Here is a 2,788-nt window from a genome sequence, read left to right as displayed (position 1 = left end):
GCAACCCCCGCCTCTCCACCCCCCCGACCGACCAGGACAACCCCCAACCCCCCGGCGCATCGGCCGATCCCGGCGACTCCCGTCCCTCCACCCCCCCGACCGACCAGGACAACCCCCGGCCTTCCGGTGTATCAACCCCGAGCCTCGGCCCCGGATCTGGCCCGCCTCACGTCCCGGGCCCGGAAGCGCCGAGCGCCGGTCCGGTTGGGGGCCCGAGCCCGGAGGGGGCGAGTGCTGGTGCGGAGGCGGCTGTTCGTGTTTGGCGGGGGATGCGTGCGCTGGTGCTCGATCGGTACGACCGGCGCAAGGAGGTCTGCGACGCGCTCGACATGAGCTTCATCAGGGTCAAGGCGCTGCGCTACCTGGTCGCGGCGCCGCTGACGATGCGGCAGCTCGCCGCCAAGCTGGCCACCGACGCTCCGTACACCACGATCGTGGTGGACGATCTCGTACGGCGCGGGATGGTGGTGCGGGACGTGCATCCGGGGGACCGCCGGCAGAAGGTCGTGACGGTGACCCCCGAAGGCGCCAGGGCCGCAGGACGCGCCGAGGAGATCCTCGGCGAACCACCCCCACCCCTGCGCGACCTCGACCCCACCGACCTCGCCACCCTCGACCGCATAATCGCCACCCTGACCCACTGACCTCCCGAGTTCCTCCTCACCGCTGACCCGTCGATCCTCCCCGAACCACTGACCTTCCCGGGGCTCGCCGGCCTCCCGACCCGCCGGCCCTCTTGGGACCTGCTGATCCAGCCCGGCGGCCAGGGATGTCAGTGGTCGCGGTGGGTGACCAGGCGGGCGAGGGTGCCGAGTTCGGCGGAGGGGCGCGGTTCCGGTCGTGCCGCCGCGAGCAGGGCGAGGGCCTCCAGCAGCAGCTCGTCGGCACGCGTCCGCGTCCAGTCGCGCCCGCCGGCTGCCTCGATCAACTCGGCCGCCCGCACCAGCTCGTCCGCGTTCGCCCGCTCTGCGGCCTGGACCGGGTCGCCGGCTTGGACCGGGGCGGCGCCGTTGGCCGATCCGCCGACACCGGAGGGTCCGCTGGTACCGGTGTCGGCTGGGTGGACGGTCGGGAGAGGGGCGGCCGGTTGGGGATGGGGGTGGTGGTAGAGGGTGGCGAGTTCGTGGCCGGCGGGGGTGTTGGAGGTGAGGGCGGCGACGACGGGGAGGGACTTTTTTCTGCTGCGGAGGTCGGAGTAGACGGGTTTGCCGGTAATGGCGGGGTCGCCCCAGATGCCGAGTAGGTCGTCCACGAGCTGGAAGGCCAGCCCGAGCCGGGTGCCGTAGCCGCGGAGGTGCTCGATCTGCTCCGCGTCGCCTCCGCCGAACAGGGCGCCGAGGGCGCAGGCGCCGCCGAGCAGCGCCCCGGTCTTGCCCTCCGCCATGCTCACGCACTCGGACAGCCCGACGTCGTCACGCGTCTCGAACGCGGTGTCGGAACTCTGGCCCTCGACCAGGTCGAGAACGGCGGCGCCGAGCACCCGGGAGCCTTCGCCCGCCGCCGGGTGGCCTCCGGCGCCGAGCACGTCGAAGGCGAGAGTCAGCAGGGCGTCCCCGGCGAGGATGGCCCCGCTCACCCCGAACACGCTCCAGGCCGTGGGGCGATGGCGCCGGGTCACGTCCCCGTCCATCACGTCGTCGTGCAGGAGGGAGAAGTTGTGCACGAGCTCCACCGCGACCGCCGCGGGCAGCGCCGGCTCCGGGGTGCCGCCGACCGCCTCGGCCGCCAGCAGGACCAGCGCCGGGCGGATGGCCTTCCCGCCGTCGGCGGTGGCCTCCCGGCCGTACTCGTCGAGCCAGCCGAAGTGGTAGCCCGCGATGCGCCGCATCGACAGGGGCAACGTCTCCACCGCTGATCGCAGTGCCGGGCCGACCAGTTCGCGGCTCCAGGCCAGTACCTCGTTCGTCGGCCGGCCCGTGGTCATCACCTTGGCCATACGCGCGACCCCTTCTCCTCGTACAAGCTCTCGATACGTACCGGGGGAGACCTTCATCGACTTCATCACACTTACCGCTGACAATCTCCGTCATGGTGCCCAAAAACTGGTCTTGCTAGTGCGGTGCCGCACCGCCGCCCGGCAGGCCGGGCGAACTCGTTCAGTGGCCGATTTCGACGTGTTCGAGGATGCCGAGTGCGTCGGGGACCAGGACGGCGGCGGAGTAGTAGGCGCTGACGAGGTAGGAGATGATCGCTTGTTCGTTGATGCCCATGAATCGGACCGAGAGGCTGGGTTCGTATTCGTCGGGGATGCCGGTTTGGTGGAGTCCGATGACGCCTTGGTTCTGTTCGCCGGTGCGCATGACGAGGATGGAGCTGGTGCGGGTCTTGGTGACGGGGATCTTGTTGCAGGGCAGCAGCGGGATGCCGCGCCAGGAGGGGATGGCGTGGCCGTCGATCTCGACGCTCTGCGGGTAGACGCCGAGACGATTGCATTCCCGGCCGAACGCGGCGATGGTCTGCGGGTGTGCCACGAAGAAATGGGACTTTCTTCGCCGGCAGAGGAGTTCGTCGAGGTCGTCGGGGGTGGGGGGGCCGGTGCGGGTGTGGATGCGTTGTTTGAGGTCGGCGTTGTGGAGGAGGCCGAATTGGGGGTTGTTGATGAGTTCGTGTTCTTGGCGTTCGCGGAGGGCTTCGATGGTGAGGCGGAGTTGTTGGTGGGTTTGGTTCATGGGTTGGTTGTAGAGGTCGGCGACGCGGGTGTGGATGCGGAGGATGGTTTGGGCGACGCTGAGTTCGTATTCGCGGGGGGTGGTTTCGTAGTCGACGAAGGTGTGGGTGATCTGGGGTT

Annotated in this window: 3 protein-coding genes; 1 reads left to right on the top strand and 2 read right to left on the bottom strand. The window is 69.9% G+C overall.

Going from position 1 to position 2,788, the window contains the following annotated elements:
• Positions 1 to 269: 269 nt before the first annotated feature.
• Positions 270 to 644 (top strand): MarR family winged helix-turn-helix transcriptional regulator, encoded by a 375-nt coding sequence (locus tag NYZ98_RS41185; RefSeq protein WP_262850985.1) that lies wholly within the window; start codon positions 270 to 272, stop codon positions 642 to 644.
• 128 nt (positions 645 to 772) lie between these two features.
• Here NYZ98_RS41185 and NYZ98_RS41180 read toward each other — a convergent pair whose 3' ends face one another.
• On the bottom strand, positions 773 to 1,936 hold the full coding sequence (locus NYZ98_RS41180; RefSeq protein ID WP_262850983.1) for a polyprenyl synthetase family protein: 1,164 nt from the start codon (positions 1,934 to 1,936) through the stop codon (positions 773 to 775).
• A 160-nt stretch (positions 1,937 to 2,096) separates the two neighbouring features.
• A partial coding sequence (locus NYZ98_RS41175) for a family 2B encapsulin nanocompartment shell protein (protein WP_262850981.1) occupies positions 2,097 to 2,788 on the bottom strand: 692 nt, incomplete at its 5' end.

Source organism: Sphaerisporangium corydalis, assembly GCF_025506355.1.
GTDB classification, from domain to species: Bacteria; Actinomycetota; Actinomycetes; order Streptosporangiales; family Streptosporangiaceae; genus Sphaerisporangium; species Sphaerisporangium corydalis.
Note: the sequence above shows the minus strand (reverse complement) of the source record. Positions and strands in the feature narration are given on the sequence as shown.

Excerpts from the sequence above, each read along its gene's own strand:
- NYZ98_RS41185 (WP_262850985.1), top strand. The coding sequence starts at position 270 with ATGCGTGCGCTGGTGCTCGATCGGTACGACCGGCGCAAGGAGGTCTGC.
- NYZ98_RS41180 (WP_262850983.1), bottom strand. The coding sequence starts at position 1,936 with ATGGCCAAGGTGATGACCACGGGCCGGCCGACGAACGAGGTACTGGCC.